This is a genomic window from Streptomyces sp. NBC_01408, assembly GCF_026340255.1.
In the GTDB taxonomy this organism is placed as follows: domain Bacteria; phylum Actinomycetota; class Actinomycetes; order Streptomycetales; family Streptomycetaceae; genus Streptomyces.
Genome location: NZ_JAPEPJ010000001.1, coordinates 1,428,665 through 1,444,957 on the forward strand (window position 1 = coordinate 1,428,665; position 16,293 = coordinate 1,444,957).

At 71.5% G+C, this 16,293-nt stretch carries 14 protein-coding genes and 1 pseudogene; 10 read left to right on the forward strand and 5 right to left on the reverse strand.

Translation table 11 applies throughout. The annotated features are described in order from the left end of the window. Positions 1–21: 21 nt before the first annotated feature. Both OG447_RS06730 and OG447_RS06735 read right to left on the reverse strand, forming a co-directional pair. A complete protein-coding gene (locus OG447_RS06730) occupies positions 22–927 on the reverse strand; it encodes a LysR family transcriptional regulator (RefSeq protein ID WP_266935505.1) in 906 nt (301 codons plus the stop codon). A gap of 90 nt (positions 928–1,017) precedes the next feature. Continuing rightward, positions 1,018–2,619 (reverse strand): S1C family serine protease, encoded by a 1,602-nt coding sequence (locus tag OG447_RS06735; RefSeq protein WP_266935506.1) that lies wholly within the window; start codon positions 2,617–2,619, stop codon positions 1,018–1,020. A gap of 237 nt (positions 2,620–2,856) precedes the next feature. Here OG447_RS06735 and OG447_RS06740 point away from each other — a divergent pair, with 237 nt between their 5' ends. The 3 genes and pseudogenes from OG447_RS06740 to OG447_RS06750 all read left to right on the forward strand — a co-directional run bounded on the left by OG447_RS06740 (position 2,857) and on the right by OG447_RS06750 (position 5,473). Further along, positions 2,857–3,645 carry a glycerophosphodiester phosphodiesterase gene (locus OG447_RS06740; RefSeq protein WP_266938784.1) on the forward strand — a complete coding sequence of 263 codons (789 nt, stop codon included), beginning with the start codon at positions 2,857–2,859 and terminating at the stop codon, positions 3,643–3,645. Positions 3,646–3,730: 85 nt separating this feature from the next. After that, a pseudogene (locus OG447_RS06745) lies at positions 3,731–4,332 on the forward strand (ATP-binding protein). A 166-nt stretch (positions 4,333–4,498) separates the two neighbouring features. Further along, entirely contained in the window at positions 4,499–5,473 is a 975-nt protein-coding gene (locus OG447_RS06750) for a DUF5926 family protein (protein WP_266935509.1), read from the forward strand. A 178-nt stretch (positions 5,474–5,651) separates the two neighbouring features. Here OG447_RS06750 and OG447_RS06755 read toward each other — a convergent pair whose 3' ends face one another. Together OG447_RS06755 and OG447_RS06760 are read right to left on the reverse strand one after the other, a co-directional pair. Further along, the gene (locus tag OG447_RS06755; RefSeq protein ID WP_266935510.1) at positions 5,652–6,224 is read right to left on the reverse strand and encodes a hypothetical protein; all 573 of its coding nucleotides are present in this window, start codon (positions 6,222–6,224) and stop codon (positions 5,652–5,654) included. Positions 6,225–6,339: 115 nt separating this feature from the next. Then, positions 6,340–7,134: a bifunctional DNA primase/polymerase gene (locus OG447_RS06760; RefSeq protein WP_266935511.1), complete on the reverse strand. Its 795-nt coding sequence runs from the start codon at positions 7,132–7,134 to the stop codon at positions 6,340–6,342. Between the two features lie 408 nt (positions 7,135–7,542). On the opposite strand from OG447_RS06760, the gene OG447_RS06765 reads away from it, so the two are divergent. Continuing rightward, entirely contained in the window at positions 7,543–9,072 is a 1,530-nt protein-coding gene (locus tag OG447_RS06765; RefSeq protein WP_266935512.1) for a PP2C family protein-serine/threonine phosphatase, read from the forward strand. Positions 9,073–9,193: 121 nt separating this feature from the next. After that, a complete protein-coding gene (locus tag OG447_RS06770; protein ID WP_266935513.1) occupies positions 9,194–10,660 on the forward strand; it encodes an aminopeptidase P family protein in 1,467 nt (488 codons plus the stop codon). A gap of 77 nt (positions 10,661–10,737) precedes the next feature. Here OG447_RS06770 and OG447_RS06775 read toward each other — a convergent pair whose 3' ends face one another. Further along, positions 10,738–11,181, reverse strand: a complete 444-nt coding sequence (locus OG447_RS06775) for an ATP-binding protein (RefSeq protein ID WP_266935515.1) — start codon at positions 11,179–11,181, stop codon at positions 10,738–10,740. 190 nt (positions 11,182–11,371) lie between these two features. Between OG447_RS06775 and OG447_RS06780 the strand changes: the two genes are divergently transcribed. From OG447_RS06780 to OG447_RS06800, 5 genes are all read left to right on the forward strand, one after another. After that, positions 11,372–12,193, forward strand: a complete 822-nt coding sequence (locus tag OG447_RS06780; protein WP_266935516.1) for a hypothetical protein — start codon at positions 11,372–11,374, stop codon at positions 12,191–12,193. A gap of 109 nt (positions 12,194–12,302) precedes the next feature. Beyond that, a complete protein-coding gene (locus OG447_RS06785) occupies positions 12,303–13,034 on the forward strand; it encodes a YcnI family protein (RefSeq protein ID WP_266935517.1) in 732 nt (243 codons plus the stop codon). 110 nt (positions 13,035–13,144) lie between these two features. Continuing rightward, positions 13,145–13,798 (forward strand): SCO family protein, encoded by a 654-nt coding sequence (locus OG447_RS06790; protein WP_266935518.1) that lies wholly within the window; start codon positions 13,145–13,147, stop codon positions 13,796–13,798. Then, positions 13,795–14,277, forward strand: coding sequence for a copper chaperone PCu(A)C (locus tag OG447_RS06795; RefSeq protein WP_266935519.1), 483 nt, complete (start codon positions 13,795–13,797; stop codon positions 14,275–14,277). Before OG447_RS06790 ends, OG447_RS06795 begins: the two co-directional genes overlap by 4 nt. Before the next feature lie 22 nt (positions 14,278–14,299). Continuing rightward, positions 14,300–16,291 (forward strand): copper resistance CopC/CopD family protein, encoded by a 1,992-nt coding sequence (locus OG447_RS06800; RefSeq protein WP_266935521.1) that lies wholly within the window; start codon positions 14,300–14,302, stop codon positions 16,289–16,291. Positions 16,292–16,293 lie beyond the last annotated feature (2 nt).

The window sequence follows — 16,293 nt, forward strand, 5'->3', positions numbered from 1 at the left end:
CTTATGGATCCGACGCAGCGATCAGCACCCGATCCGGTTCGAGGCCACCTGCTTCAGCACGTCGAGGACCACGGACGTCGCGGGGATCCGCAGATGGTCCCGGTAGACGTAGGCAGCGATGTGGCGGCGCGCGGAGGGCTGGAGCGGGCGTCCGCAGACCCGGCTCAGCGAGAGGGAGGGCAGCACCAGCGCGGGCATCATCGCGACGCCCAGACCCTGCGCGACCAGGCTCTGCACCACCAGGTTGTCGTCGGTGGCGAAGCGTATGTCGGGGACGAAGCCCAGTTCCGCGCACTCGTGCAGCAGGTTGGCCCGGCAGCGCGGGCAGCCCGCGATCCAGCGCTCCTCGGCCAGGTCCGCCAGGTGCACGGCCCGGCGCCGGGCCAGCGGATGGCCGGTCGGCAGGAGCACCGTCAGCTGGTCCTCCAACAGCCTGACCTCGGCGACCTCCTCGGGAATCTCCTCGTGCAGCCCGGGATAGGTGAAGGCCAGGGTGATGTCGCACTCCCCCCGCTCCAGCCTGCGCAGCGATTCGGGCGGCTCCCCCTCCAGCAGCTCGACCTGGATCCCCGGATGCTCCTTGGCCAGACCGCTCAGTGCCTCGGGGACGAGGGTGACGTTGGCGCTGGGAAAGCCGCAGAGCCGGACCCGCCCGGTGCGCAGGCGCGCGTACGCCTTCAGCTGGGCCTCGGCGGCGGAGAGGCTGCCGAGGATGGTCTCGGCGTGCCGGGCGAGGGACTCCCCGGCCTCGGTGAGCTGCATCTTGCGGCCGATGCGGGTGAACAACGGGGTCCCGACGGCACGTTCGAGTGCCTTCATCTGCTGGGTGATCGCGGGCTGGGTGTACCCGAGGATGCGGGCGGCTGCCGAATAGGACCCGGAGGCCACGACCGCATGGAACGTCCGTATGTGCCGGGAATCGAACACCAGAGAAGCATAAGCGGACGTTGGGAGGGGCCGTAGGCGGAATCCCGCCTACGGCCCCTCCCCATCAAGCCAGCACTTCCGACAGCGGGGTTACTTGTCGCCGACCCGCGAGCCGAGCGTGATGTCCACGGTGTTCGGCTTGCCGTCGCGCAGGTAGGTCAGCTTCACCGTGTCGCCGGGCTTGTACGTCCAGATCATGCTGATCAGGCTCGGGCCGCTGTCTACCGGCTTGCCGCCGAACTCGGTGATGAGGTCGCCGGGCTTGAGGCCCGCCTTGCCGGCCGGACCGTTGGGGTCGACCAGCTCGTTGGCGGCCGCGCCCTGCTCGGAGATCTTGGCGCCCTCGGCCTTGGACTGGAGGTCCACGGAGACGGAGATCACCGGGTAAACCGGCTTGCCCGTCTTGATCAGCGACTCCGCGACGTTCTTCGCCTGGTTGATCGGGATGGCGAAGCCGAGGCCGATCGAACCGGCCTGGCCGCCGCCGAAGCCGCCGTTGCCGGCCGACTGGATCGCGGAGTTGATGCCGATGACCGCGCCGCGGCCGTCGAGCAGCGGGCCGCCGGAGTTGCCCGGGTTGATCGAGGCGTCGGTCTGGAGCGCGCTCATGTACGAGTTCTTGCCGCCGGAGCCGTCACCGGAGGCGACCGGGCGGTTCTTGGCACTGACGATGCCGGTGGTGACCGTGTTGGACAGTCCGAACGGTGCGCCGATCGCGATCGTCGAGTCGCCGACGGCCACCTTCTCGGAGTCACCGAGCGGCAGCGGCTTCAGACCGGCCGGCGGGTTCTTCAGCTTGAGCACCGCGACGTCGTAGCCCTGGGCCCGGCCGACGACCTCGGCCTCGTACTTCTTGCCGTCGGAGAAGGTCGCCGTGAGCTTGCCGCCGTTGGCCGCGGAGGCGACCACGTGGTTGTTGGTGAGGATGTGGCCCTGCTGGTCGTAGACGAAGCCGGTGCCGGTACCGCCCTCGCCCTCGCCGGCCGAGGCCTCGATGGTGACCACGCTGGGCAGGGCGCCGGCGGCCAGGCCCGCGATGGAGCCCGCGTCGCGCTTGAGCTCCTTGGGGGTGGCCGCGCTGATCGTGGTCGAGCCGGTGCCGTTGTCGCTGCGGTCGGCGGCCCAGTAGCCGACGCCGCCGCCGATGGCGCCCGCGAGGAGAGCCGCCGCGAGCACGCCCGCGATCAGGCCGCCCTTGCCCTTCGGCTTGCGGGGCGGGGTGCCGTCGGCGGTCAGGGGGGTGCCCCAGACACCGCCGCCGTGGCCGCCGTACGCCGGGACCGTGGGCGGCGGGGGCGGCCAGCCCTCGGCTCCGTGCGCGGCCGGGGAGTACGGGACCTGCGGAGTGTGCGGGGCATACGGGGCCTGCGGGCCGGGAGCGTGCCTGTACGCCGGGGCGGCCTGGTGAGCCGGGGTGGCCGGCGCGGCCGGGGTGGGCGGGATCTGCTGGGTCTGCTCGGTGCCGGGCACGGGCGTCGGCGGGAGCTGCTGCGTCACCGGCTCGGCCGCGGCGGACCCGGGGGCCGGGGCCATGGGGGCAGGAGCAGCGGGCGCCGGGGCTACGGGCGCCGGGGGTGCGTCGGCCGGCTGCGGGGCAACCGCCGGAACCTGCGTCTCGGAGGCCGGAGCAGGGGGTACTGACGGGGCCGCGGGGGGCGTAGGGGCCGCGGTGCCCTCGTTCTCGGTGCTCACAGCGCTCTCTCCTCGTCACACACGGCTTCAGAAATCTCTGGCGATCGGTCCGACTGAACGTTCGACGTGCCGCACAAGTTCCTGAGCAAAGCCTTTCCCATGACCCGTCAGAGCACTGTAAGCCGCACCTGTGTATCTCCTGGCATCCTTTATATCCGACATTTCGGACGCATCTTCCGTACCCGCTCTCTACGTCCGAGGCCCCCGCGGTGGCACCATGACCCGGTGACCCACGCAATGCCGCACCCCATCCAGGTCGTCGCCCACCGCGGCGCCTCGGAGGATGCCCCCGAGCACACCCTGGCCGCCTACCGCAAGGCGATCGAGGACGGCGCCGACGCACTCGAGTGCGATGTCCGGCTCACCGCCGACGGCCACCTGGTCCTGGTGCACGACCGCCGGGTGAACCGCACCTCGAACGGCCGCGGCGCCGTCTCCGCCCTGGAGCTGGCCGACCTCGCCGCCCTGGACTTCGGCTCCTGGAGGGACCGCGAGGAGTCCCCCGACTGGGACGCGGACCCGGAGCGCACGTCCGTCCTCACCCTGGAGCGGCTGCTCGAGCTGATCTCCGACGCCAGCCGGCCCGTACAGCTCGCGATCGAGACGAAGCACCCGACCCGCTGGGCCGGACAGGTGGAGGAGCGCCTCCTCTTCCTCCTCAAGCGCTTCGCCCTGGACTCCCCGCCGGCCGAGGGCCCGCACCCGGTCCGGGTCATGAGCTTCTCGGCGCGCTCGCTGCACCGGGTGCGCGCGGCCGCGCCGACGATCCCGACCGTGTACCTGATGCAGTTCATCTCCCCCCGGATGCGGGACGGACGGCTGCCGGCCGGGGTGCGGATCGCCGGCCCGGGCATGCGGATCGTGCGCAACCATCCCGGCTTCATCCGCAAGCTCCAGGACGCGGGGCACTCCGTGCACGTATGGACCGTGAATGAGCCAGAAGACGTTCAGCTCTGCGCTGATCTGGGTGTGGAGGCGATCATCACGAACAGGCCCCGCCAAGTTCTGTCACAACTAGGGCGCTGACGTCCCCATTTGCCCACCCGTCACGCAGGGCCCGCACGTCACGGGGTGTGCCCCGGCGCATCCGCTCCGCATTCGATAGTCATGAATGCGTCAGAGTGCTCCGCTTCGGCGGTTTCCGGTCCAGGCCATTGGGGCATCCAGACCATGCGTGGGGCTAAGGAGGTTCCGGGGGTGGCGTTGGTGGTGGCACAGGAAGTGCCCACGTCGTCGTGCATGGACGTACGCCATGGTCCTGCGGGCGTGGGCGAGGCGAGACACCGCATGCGTGAGCAATTGCGCGTCAGCGGAGTGTCCGAATCGGTCGTGGACGATGCCGTACTGATCCTTTCCGAACTGCTCAGCAATGCCTGCCGACACGGCAGACCTCTGGGCGCGGGAGAAGTCGGGGACGGGGAGATACGCGCCGCGTGGCGCGTCGACAGAGCAGGGCGGCTGACGGTCGAGGTCACGGACGGCGGCGGGCCCACCCGCCCGGTTCCGGCCACGCCTTCGGTCACCGCACGGGGCGGCCGGGGGCTGAACATCATCAGTGCCCTGGCCCAGGACTGGGGTGTCCGGGACGGAGCGGCGGGTGAGATCACCGTCTGGGTGGTCGTTGCCTGCGGGCCCCGGCACGAGGATTTCGCTACGCGCGTTGCGCCCCCGGCGATCGACTTCAGCAATGCCTTCGACGATCTGGATCCCTGAGCACCGAGGGGATCCCTGACAGCAGTACCGGTCATCCGCACAGGCGGCCGTCCGGGAGCGCACGCCGACCGTGCTCCCGGCCGCACCCCACCGGTTCCGGCGGTACGAACGGCTAGGCTCGCGCCCAGACACGACGCCGTACCGCCGCAACCGGGAGACACCCACGATGGCCAAGAAGCGCCCCGCAGCGAAGACTGCAAAGCCGCAGCTCAACAACGGTGAGATTCCGGTGGTGGGCGCTCGCGAGCCCTGCCCCTGCGGATCCGGGCGCCGCTACAAGGCCTGCCACGGCGCAGCCGCCGCGCACGCCGTCACCGAGCACGTACGGCGCCCGTTCGAGGGACTGCCGGGCGAGTGCGACTGGGTCGCGCTGCGCGAGCTCGTGCCCGCCGCCACCGTCCCGCTGTCGCTCAAGGCCGGTCTGCCCGAGGGCGTTCCCTCCGTCACGCTCGTGACCGTACTGCCCATGGCCTGGCCGGCGCTGCGCCGCGAGGACGGATCTGTCCTGCTCGGCCTGCAGAACGAGTCCTCCACCGGGGATCTCGGCCGCGATATGGCCGACACCCTGGAGCGTGCCCTCGTAGCGGATCCGGGGACTCCCGTTCCGGCCCGCCGCGTTCCGGCCGAGGGTCCGCGACTTCAGGATCTCCTGGACTCCGACGGCGGTTTCGAGCCGGTTGTGCACAGCGGCTTCGAATTCTGGATTCCGGAATCGGAGAGCGCCCAGAGCGCCTCGCCGGAGATCGCCGCCTCGCTCGAGCGCGCCAACGCGGCGGCCATTCCCACCGTCAAGCTCTCCGGTGTGGACGCGGCCTACTGGTGCGAGACCCCCGAGAAGAACCACCTGCGCTGGGTCATGCCGCACCCCGAGGAGAAGCTGCTCGACGCCCTCGCGCGGCTGCACGCGGCGGGCACTACCTCGCTCGGCGAAGGCACGCGGCTGGTCGGTTCCTTCCGCGCGCACGGCCTCATGGTTCCCGTCTGGGATCTGCCCACCGGGGTCACCGCGGACGATGTCGAGAAGCCCGCGGCCGAGTTCGCGGAGCGGCTGGCCGAGGCTCTGGCCTCGGACGCACCGCTGACCACGGAAGAGCGCCGGGCGCGCGGCGGACTCACCAACCGCCAGGTGACCCTCAGCTGACCTGCACACACGCGGAGGTCGGTGACCGGAGTCACAACTCCCGCTAATCGTCTGCAAATCCGTGTCTGAATATCAGAGATCGAATTTGCGTACAGGCGATCTCTTGTTACCGTTCTTGTAGCCCGGTCGCTGGTGCATCCCCCGTCGCCAGCGACCGGGCCCTTCATTTCGGCGGTTCTCAACCGTCACTCGGGGCCGGTGAGTTGCTCCCGGACCGCAAGAGCAGCGCCCCTTCATCATCCGGAACTGCGAATTCCGCAACAGCCGAGTAACTGTCCGGCGCTCCCGCCGAGGTCTCGCTCGGCGTCTCGCACAATCCCGGCTCGTCCCCCGCGCCGACCGCACACCGGATCTGCACCGTCCGCCCGGCCGGTCCCATCACGGTCAGCACCGCGTCCAGCGGACGGCCGCTGGTGTTGCGGTAGTAACTGCGGCCCCACGTCCGGCCCTCGGCCACCAGGACGCACGTCTGGGCCTCCAGGCCGTGCGGCGAGGACAGTTCGGGACCGCACTGGGAATCCGTACGGGGCTGCTGCGACGGTCCGGGCTGCTGGGCCGCGGGTGCCGGCGAGGTGGGCGAGGACGACGCCGACGAGGGGCGCGAAGGGTCCGAAAGTCCGAGCGTCGAGAGCAGGCCGCCGCTCTTTCCGTCATCCTGAACGGCGAAATCCGGTCCCGCGATCGCCCCGGCGAGCGGGAGCGACAAGATGATCAGCACACCGGCGCCGATACCGATCAGGCGGAGATTCATTCGCCGAAGATAGCGACGCGGGAATGGGGCACGGAGATCCCCGCGCCCAATTCCCTTGGAAACCGGTCCAGCTGGCACCCGTACGAGTGATCGGCCGATACCGGACCACCCCGGGTCAGTACGCCAGCCGGCTGCCGCCGCCGGGCGCTCCGCTGCTCGCCTCGACCAGCGCGTCCACGACCGCCTCGACCTCGGGCAGCCAGATCCTTCCCGCGTCCGCCGCCCGCTCCCCCGGCCGGGACTGCGCCCGTTCCGGTGCCTGCGGCTCCCGTTCCCAGCGCACCTGCCCGCCGGTGGACGCGGCGGAGGGCGGCAGCAGCACGTAGCCGCCCTCACCGTGGAAGCGCAGCGACGAGGGCACGTGGTCCTTGGCGTAGAGGAGCTCGCCGAGCCGTTCCAGCGAGTACGGCGCCACCAGCAGCGACCAGCGGGTGGGCGTGGCCACCACCGGCCCGAGCCGCATGCCCTGCGCGTCCAGCCGTACGAGGGCCCGTGCCGCCGCCGTGGCCGGCAGGCTCACCGCGCACGGGGCGGCGCCGCCGGTGGCCATCAGGACGGGGGCACTGGGCCGGTTGGTCCACCACCAGGCCACCATCCGGGGGTCGGTGGTGGCCGCGAGCAGCCCCGGCTCGAAGGGGTGCGCGCCGGGGACCGCACAGTCGGGGTCGGGGCAGGCGCACCGCGAGCTGTCCGCGCCGGAGCGGCCGACTCCGGGCAGTACGGGCCATTGCCACGCGGTGGCGCAGGTGAGCGCCGCGTCGAGGAGAGCGGGAGCGGGAACGGGCGGGCGGCTCTGTCCGGGGGCGGTTCGCCCGGACCGGGACCGGGACCGGGGCCATGACCAGGACGGGGACCGGGATTCGAGGCGATAGCGGAGCCGCTGGAGACGCCTTCCGAGGATCTCGCGCATGAGCGCTCGTTCCTTTCCGTTGAACGTCGAGGGCCACATCACACCATGTAACGGGTGACTCACTACACGTACACGTTTCGCGTCACTGTGCGCCTGAAGCAGGTTCACACGGTTCGTGCAGTTTTCTTACCGGGTCCATCAAACGTCCGGCGGGGGGTGGAACGCGACCCGCACGGTACCGGGAGCGGCTGCCGCCGCTTAGGACGACGGCCGGTGCCGGGCGGTTCCCGACAGGTACCCGGCGGCGCCAACTGACCCCGGACACTGACGATTACGTACCCGTGCCCCCCGGAACGCCCGCCCAGTCGACCGCAAAAACCGTCCCCTTCCAGCTCTTTCCGGCCAAGTTCTAGCCTTGGCTGGACAGTGAGTTGCCGTCCCACGGACACCAGGATTCCCACCTGGGCAATGCTGGACATGCATCCACGTGTGCGTGTAGATGTGGATTCCTTGATGGCGGCGCAGCACGATCTGGGGGTTTGCGATGCTATTCGGCGAATCGCACCAGGTGGAAAGGCGGACGCCATGAGCGCCCCGCATCTGCCGAAAGTGGCTGGAATCGATCCAGCAGTTACCGCGTCACCGCAGACTGCGGCGCCCGCACCCGCACGGACCACCCCCTCACCGGTCCCTCCGCCAGGCCCCGGCAGCCTGATCCAGGACCGGCTCGCGGGCATGGTCTCGGACCTCACCACCCTCCACGAGCTGACCGAACGCCTGGCCCGCACCGGCGGCCTCGACTCCGCCCTCCACGAGTTCCTGCGCGCCGGAGCCGCCCTCGTCGGGGCCCGCCGCGGGCTGCTCGTCCTCGAGCCCTCCGACGGACTCGGGCCGACCACCACGATCGGCCTCGGCCTCGGCCACGCCGACCTCGGCCACATCGAGACCGTGCCGCGCAGCGCGACCTCCTACGGACGCATCCTCGACGGACTCCCTGATGCCCACGGTGGCTCCGAGGTGCTCCCCGAGCCGGGCGCACCGGCCGGCACCGGAGGCTTCGCCGCCCCCGTCGACCCGCGCCACCGCGAGGTCGCCGCCCGCCTCGGCTACGCCGCCAGCTACGCGGTGCCGCTGACCGCCGAGGCCACCGGGCGGCTCGGCGCGGCCGTCTGGCTCTACGACGAGCAGGCCGAGCCGAGCGACCGCCAGCGCGACCTCGCCGGGCTCTACGTCCGGCACGCCGCCGAGCACGTGGCCCGGATGCTGGAGGTGGAGCGCTCCCGCGCGCGCCTGGCGACCGTCGCCGAGGAGCTGCTGCCCAGCAGGCTGCCGCGGATCCCCGGGGTACAGCTCGCCGCCCGGCACCACACCGGGCCGCGCGGCGGGGGCGACTGGTACGACGCCCTGCCGCTGCCCGAGGGCGCCCTGGGGCTGGCCGTGGGCTCGGTGACCGGGTCCGGGCCGAGCGCCGTCGCCGCGATGGGCCGGCTGCGGGCCTCGCTGCGCGCGTACGCCGTCATGGAGGGCGAGGACCCCGTCGCCGTCCTGTCCGACCTGGAGCTGCTGCTGCGCCTGACCGAGCCCGCCCGTTCGGCCACCGCGCTCTTCGCCTACTGCGAACCGGCCCAGCGCAAGCTCATCCTGGCGGGCGCCGGACACGCGCCGCCCCTGCTCATCGGCGAGCGCCGCACCGAGTACGTGGAGACCTCCCTCTCCGCGCCGCTGGGGATGCTCTCCTGCTGGGAGGCGCCGAGCGTGGAGATCGAGCCCGCACCCGGAGAAACGGTGCTGCTGTACACGGACGGGCTGCTCCAGCGCACCGGGGACCCCATGGACCGGGCCTACGCCCGGCTGCACGCCGCGGCCGCCGGGGTGCCCCGTAGCGCCCGGGACGACCCGGCCGCCATCTGCGACCACATCCTGCGGACCATCCTGCCCGGCGGAGAGACGGCCGATACCCCGGAGGACATCGTGCTGCTGGCCGCCCGATTTGAGTGAGCCGGGCGGTTTGAGGGTGTTTGTGCGATAGCGCACACGGCCCTCCGTGCTTCTTCCGGTCACACATACGATGGACGAGGTCCACACCCAGGTCCGTGTCTGTCGTAGCTGAGGAGAAGACGTGGCTGACGAGCTCACCCCGGAGACCCCGGAAGAAGAGCAGCCCAAGAAGACGCACAAGCAGCGCAAGAACGGTCTGTACCCGGGCGTCAGCGACGAACTCGCGGAGAGCATGCGCACGGGCTGGGCCGACACCGAGCTGCACGGACTGGAGCCCATCGCCCAGGCCGCGCACACCGCCGCCCGCCGCGCCGCGCTGTCCGCGCGCTTCCCCGGCGAGCGCCTCGTCGTCCCCGCGGGCCGTCTCAAGACCCGCTCGAACGACACCGAGTACCCCTTCCGCGCCTCGACCGAGTACGCGTACCTCACCGGCGACCAGACCGAGAACGGCGTCCTGGTCCTGGAGCCCACCGGGGAGACCGGCCACACGGCCACCGTCTACCTGCTGCCGCGCTCCAACCGCGAGAACGGCGAGTTCTGGCTGTCCGGCCAGGGTGAGCTGTGGGTCGGCCGCCGCCACTCCCTCGCCGAGGCCGAACAGCTCCTGGGGATCCCCGCCAAGGACGTGCGCGAGCTCGCCGAGGCCCTCACCGAGGCCGAGGGCCCGGTCCGGGCGGTACGCGGCCACGACTCCGGCATCGAGTCCGCCCTCACGGACAAGGTGACCAAGGAGCGCGACGAGGAGCTGCGCGTCTACCTCTCCGAGGCCCGCGCCGTGAAGGACGAATTCGAGATCGGCGAGCTGCAGAAGGCCGTCGACTCCACCGTCCGCGGCTTCGAGGACGTCGTGAAGGTCCTGGACAAGGCCGAGGCCACGTCCGAGCGCTACATCGAGGGCACCTTCTTCCTGCGCGCCCGGGTCGAGGGCAACGACATCGGCTACGGCTCCATCTGCGCCGCCGGCCCGCACGCCTGCACCCTGCACTGGGTCCGCAACGACGGCGACGTCCGCTCCGGGGACCTGCTGCTGCTCGACGCGGGCGTGGAGACCCACTCCCTCTACACCGCCGACGTCACGCGCACGCTGCCGATCAACGGCACGTACACCGACATCCAGCGCAAGATCTACGACGCGGTCTACGAGTCCCAGGAAGCCGGCATCGCCGCCGTCAAGCCGGGCGCGAAGTTCCGCGACTTCCACGACGCCTCCCAGCACGTGCTGGCCGAGAAGCTCGTCGAGTGGGGTCTGCTGGAGGGCCCGGTCGAGCGCGTCCTGGAGCTCGGCCTGCAGCGCCGCTGGACCCTGCACGGCACCGGCCACATGCTCGGCATGGACGTCCACGACTGCGCCGCCGCGCGCACCGAGGCCTACGTGGACGGCACGCTGGAGCCGGGCATGTGCCTCACCGTCGAGCCCGGTCTGTACTTCCAGGCCGACGACCTGACCGTGCCCGAGGAGTACCGCGGCATCGGCGTCCGGATCGAGGACGACATCCTCGTCACCGAGGACGGCAACCGGAACCTGTCGGCCGGGCTGCCCCGCACCTCGGTCGAGGTCGAGGCCTGGATGGCGCGCCTCAAGGGCTGACACCAGCGGATGTCCCGGCTCGGAAGCCGGCGTACGGAGGGCGGGATCCCGGTGCGGGGTCCCGCCCTCCGGCGTGTCTACGACACCTTGAGCAGCGCGTCGTCACGCCACTTCAGCATCTTGTCGAAGCTCACCGACGCGCCCCGGCCCGGCCTGTTGCGCAGACGGACGTGGTCGGCGAGTTCGGCGATCAGGTGCAGTCCCCGGCCGTGCTCGGCCAGGGACGGTCTACGGCGGGCCACCGTCGCGGGCGGGAATCCCGGGCCCGAATCGGTCACCTCGATGCGGCAGCGGTCCCCGTCCAGATAGGCCGTGACGTGGTACGCCTCGGTCTCGTCCAGGGCGTCGCCGTACCCGCCGTGCTCCACCGCGTTGGCACAGGCCTCGCTCAGCGCCACCGAGAGATCGAAGGAGATGTCCGGGTCCACCCCCGCGGTCTCCATCGTCCCCAGCAGCAGTCGCCTGGCGAGCGGCACGCTCGCGGCTTCGCGCCTCAAGTGGAGAGACCACCAGATGCTCATACGGTTACCTATTGCCGCCCACGGGGGGCCGTAAGCGCCCCGGCGGCCGTCGGCGTCCCCAATGCCCTCGTTCGGCCGATGTGGCTCTCCCGGGCGCCGGTGTATGCGGGTGCCCGTGGAGCGGAACTCAAGGCGCCTTGCACGACCTGCCGTATGCAGGGCCTAAGCGCAGTGCGATGATGGCCCGGCCATGACTGCCCCCCACGCCAAGCACGCCGGAGCCGGCCTCCGGCTCGTCCGGACCGCGGTTTTCACCGCGGTCTGCGTCGTGCTGGCCGCGGTCGGGCACGCCCTGGCATCATGCGCCACCGTGCCCTGGTGGACCCTCGGCATCGGCTTCCTGGCCGTGTTCGCGGCCGCGGCCCCGCTCGCGGGACGCCCCCGTACGCTGCCGGCCATCGCGGGCGGGCTCGCCGCCGGACAGCTGGCCCTGCACACGCTGTTCGGCTTCGGCCAGCACGGCGCCGCGGCCACCCCGGCCCAGGCACCGGCCGCCGCTTCCGACACCTCGCTCGCGGCCCTCGCCGCGCAACTGGTGTGCGGGGGCAACTCGGTACCGCTCGACCCGGCCGCCGCCCGGCAGATCCTGGAGGCCGCCGGGCTGGATCCGGCCGCCCTGGCCGCGCAGTCCCTCGAACAGGGCCAGGCCGTGCACGCCCACCTGGCGCACGCAGCCGGCCCGCCGCCCGCGACCGGCCTGTTCAGCCCGGCCATGCTGATCGGCCACCTGCTGGCCGCGCTCGCCGCCGGCTGGCTGCTCGGACGCGGCGACGCCGCGCTCTCCCGGCTCATCGAGCTGTCCCGGCTGTCCACCGAAGCCACCCCGGTCCGCGCGCTGCGCACCGCGCTCGCCCTCGTACGCGCCCTCGGCGCCGGGCTCCCCGGCGCGCCCGCCCGGGACCCGCGGGCTCCGCGGACCGCCGCCGATCCCGCCGCCGCCACCGGCCGGCAGGAACTCCAGCACGCGGTGATCAGGCGCGGGCCGCCAGTGGCGCTCGCCCTCGCAGCCTGACGCGGCGCCCCCTACCCGGGTACACGACACCTGGAGCCCGGTGCCGCGCAACTCCGCGCGCGCCCGTGCGCGGGGCACCGTCACCCTGCTTCTGTGGAGTGTTTCCGCCATGAAGACCTCTCGCGTCTCCTTCGCCGCCGCCCTCGCCGCCGGCACCGTCCTCCTCCTCTCCGGCCCTGCCTTCGCACACGTCAGCGTGCAGCCCGGCGAGGCCACCAAGGGCGGGTACGCGACCATCAACTTCAAGGTCCCCAACGAGCGTGACAACGCCTCGACCACGCAGCTCGAGGTCAACTTCCCGATCGACCAGCCGCTCACGTCCGTCATGCCGCAGGACGTCCCCGGCTGGACCGTGACGGTCGAGAAGAGCAAGCTCGACAAGCCGCTCACCGTGCACGGCAAGCAGATCAACGAGGCCGTCACCAAGGTGACCTGGTCCGGCGGGAAGATCGAGCCCGGCAAGTTCCAGCAGTTCCCCCTCTCCGTGGGCAAGCTGCCGGAGACCGCCGACCAGATGGTCTTCAAGTCCCTCCAGACCTACGACAACGGCGAGGTCGTCCGCTGGATCGAAGAGGCCAAGGACGGCGCCGAGGAGCCGCAGAACCCGGCGCCCGTACTGAAGCTGACCGCCGCCAAGGGCGCTGACCACCACGGCTCCGACGCGAAGAGCGATGCCAAGAACGCCGGCGCCAAGGACGGCAAGGACGCGAAGGACGGCCACGACAAGGCGGCCGCCGAGCACGGCTCCGACACGACCGCGCGCGTCCTCGGCGTCGCCGGCATCGTCGTCGGACTGGGCGGTGTCGCCTTCGGCGTCGCCTCGCGCCGCCGCTCCGCCTGACCTTCGGCCCTCGGGCTCCGTCGTTTCCGGGCGCCCTCACCTCCCCGATCCATCCCGGTACACCACCCGGTACAGCACCGGTACACATCCCCGATCCCAGGGACTTCTCCATGCGCACCACACGTGTGACGGTCGCCGCGCTCGTCGCGGCGGCCGCACTCACCCTCTCCGCCTGCGGCGGCGAACCCGCCAAGACCGGTTCGGTCACCCAGCTCTCGGGCGGCCAGAGCGGAGCCAAGGCCGCGACCGTTCTGGACCGCCCCTTCAGCAAGCCGGAACTCGTCCTCACGGACACCACCGGCAAGCCGTGGAACCTGCGTGAGCAGACCAAGGGCAAGCCGACGCTCATCTACTTCGGCTACACCAACTGCCCGGACGTGTGCCCCCTGACGATGAGCAACATCGCCGTCGCCAAGAAGGCACTGCCCAAGGCCGACCAGGACAACCTGCGGGTCGTCTTCGTCACCACCGATCCCGAACGGGACACTCCCGAATCCCTCGGCACGTGGCTGAACTCCCAGGACCCGTCCTTCACCGGACTGACCGGGGACTTCGCCACCATCCAGGCCGCCGCCCGCACGCTCGGCATCGGGATCGAGGCCGCCAAGAAGGAGGCCGACGGGAGCGTCGTCTCCATGCACGGCGCCCAGGTCATCGCGTTCTCGCCCAAGACCGACGAGGGCTACGTCCTCTACGGCGAGGGCACCACCGTCGACGACTACACCAAGGACCTGCCGAAGCTCATCAAGGGAGAGAACCCGTGACCGCCCGCACCACCCGCACCCTCGCCGCCGCCCTCTCCCTGGCGGCAGCGCTCGTCATATCCGGCTGCTCCTCCTCCGACTCCGAGGACGGGGCGGGCAAGCCGAAGCTGACGGTGAGCGGCGCCTTCATGCCCGAGCCCGTCAACGACAAGATGGCCGGCGCCTTCATGGTCATCAAGAACGGCTCCAAGACCGCCGACAAGCTCACCGGCGTGACGTCCTCGCTCTCGGACGATCTGCAGATCCACGAGACCAAGGACCAGAAGATGCAGCAGGTCCCCTCCATGGACGTGCCCGCGAACGGTGAGCTGAAGCTGGAGCGCGGCGGCGACCACGTCATGTTCATGGGGCTCAAGAGCACCCCGAAGGTCGGCGAGAAGGTCACCGTCGAGCTGCACTTCGAGAAGGCCGCCCCCGTCGAGGTCGAGCTCGACGTGAAGGAACGGACCTACACCGCTCAGAACTCCAACGCCCACTGACGGACCGAGGGACTGACACGCCATGACGGCCACCGCCCCCGCCCCCGCCCCCTCCGCGGCCCGCGTCCACGCCACGGCACTGCTGCCGCGGCTCGCGCTGGTCCTCGCAGCCCTGCTGGCAACCCTGTTCACCGCGGCCTCCCCGGCCTCGGCACACGCCGCACTCACCGCGAGCGACCCCAAGGACGGGGCGGTGGTCGCCACGGCTCCCTCCCAGGTGACCCTCTCCTTCTCGGAGCAGGTCGCCATGGGCGACGACTCCATCCGCGTCCTGGACCCCCAGGGCCGTCGCGTCGACACCGGTGAACTGCGCGATATGTGCAGCGGGAACGTCATCCGCTACGGCACCGCGCTGCACTCCGGCCTTCCGGGCGGCACCTACACCGTCGCCTGGCAGGCCGTCTCGGCGGACAGCCACCCGATCTCCGGAGCCTTCACCTTCTCCATCGGCGCGCCCTCGGCCACCAGCGTCACGCTGCCCGCCCAGCAGGCGGGCGGCGGCCCCGTCGGCATCGCCTACGGGATCGCCCGCTACGCCGCCTACGCCGGGTTCACCGTCCTCGTCGGCGCCTGCGCCTTCATCCTGCTGTGCTGGCGCCGGGGCGCCGCCGAACGGCCGCTCCAGAAGCTCGTCCTGCGCGCCTGGGTCACCCTCACCGCCGCCACCCTCGCCATGCTGGTGCTGCGCACCCCGTACACGGGGTCCGGGAAGTTCGGCGACGCGCTCGACCTGGAGGGCCTGCAGGCGGTCCTGGAGACCAAGACCGGCGCCTCTCTCGTCTCCCGGCTGCTCCTGCTGGGCGCCGCCGCCCTCTTCATCGCGGTCCTCTTCGGTGCCTACGCACGGCGTCTGCCCGCCTCCGGCACGGCGCAGGGGGACGCGGACGGCGGCACGGAAGGGAACAAGGAAGGGAACGCGGAAGGGGACAAGGACACCAGCGACCTCGCCTTCGGCCTCGCCATCGGCGGCACCGTCGTGTCCGCGGGCATCGCCGCCACCTGGGCCCTGTCCGAACATGCCTCCACCGGTATCCAGTCCGGTATCGCAATGCCCGTCGACATCCTGCACCTGCTGGCCGTCGCGGCCTGGCTCGGCGGTCTCACCGCGCTGCTGGTCGCGCTCCACAAGGTCCCCGGGATCGAGCGTACGGCCGTCCGGCGCTTCTCCACCGTCGCCTTCGTCAGCGTCCTGGTGCTCGCCGTGACCGGCACCTACCAGGCCTGGCGTCAGCTCGGCAGCTGGTCCGCCCTCACGGACACCAGCTACGGACAGCTCCTGCTCCTCAAGGTCGGCATCGTCACCGTCCTGCTCGCCGTCGCCTACCTGTCGCGGAAGTGGACCGCGCGGCTTGCCGACGGTGACACCGTGCAGACGCCGGTGAAGGTGGTCGCGCCGCGCGATGTTTCACGTGAAACAGAGCCCGTCACCGTCCCGGCGGACCCCAAGCGTGCCGCCCAGCTCGCGCGGCAGCGCGCGGCCCGCACGAGCGCCCACGAGAAGCGGGTACGCGACGCCGATCCGGACCGTGCCGGACTGCGCCGCTCGGTGCTGGCCGAGGCGGGCATCGCCGTGGTCCTTCTCGCCGTCACCACGGTCCTCACCAGCACGGAGCCGGGCCGCGCCGTGGAGCAGGAGGCGGGCCGCAATGGATCCGCCACCGCCGTGCCCGACCGCGCGATCAAGATCACTCTGCCCTTCGACACCGGCGGCCAGAACGGCAAGGGGGAGGTGCGGCTCGAACTCGACCCGGGCCGGGTCGGCGCCAACACCCTCCACGTCTGGGCCGACGCCCCGGACGGCAAGCCCCTCGACCTCCCCGAGGTCAAGGTCGCCTTCACCCTCCCCGCCAAGGACATCGGGCCCCTGCCGCTCGTCCCCGACCGTGCCGCCGCCGGGCACTGGAGCTCTTCGGGCGTCCAGTTGCCGCTGGCGGGCGAATGGCGGATCGACGTGACCGTGCGCACCTCCGACATCGACCAGACGACCGTCCAGAAGACCGTGAAGATCGGCTGACC